The 284-nt window shown below is 74.6% G+C and carries 1 pseudogene; it reads right to left on the reverse strand.

The annotated features are described in order from the left end of the window. Positions 1 to 284 (reverse strand): annotated as a pseudogene (locus tag DEF28_RS29290) (IS982 family transposase); the annotation flags it as partial.

Below are 284 nucleotides of genomic sequence, written 5' to 3' on the forward strand. Positions count from 1 at the left end.
GCCGATCTGCCAGTTGCGCCAGATCGCGGTGTTGAGGGCGCAGACGCGCTGACACACTCGCGCCCACAGCCCCTCGGTGGTGCGCGGCGGCGTGACGCTCCTGGCCGAGCTGGTTCGTCAGGGTCCGGATCACCGCCTCGATGCGCTGGCGCAGCCAACCCGGGAACACCGTGGGGCCGGGCCCGCCGCTGCGGGCCGGGCGGAGGAGCACATGGCCCAGAGCGGCGGCGGCCCTCTCGATCCCGGCCCCGGCCAAGCCTTTGTCCCCCACGATCGGGCACGGC

This window comes from Marinitenerispora sediminis, from assembly GCF_003336425.1.
In the GTDB taxonomy this organism is placed as follows: Bacteria; Actinomycetota; Actinomycetes; order Streptosporangiales; family Streptosporangiaceae; genus Marinitenerispora; species Marinitenerispora sediminis.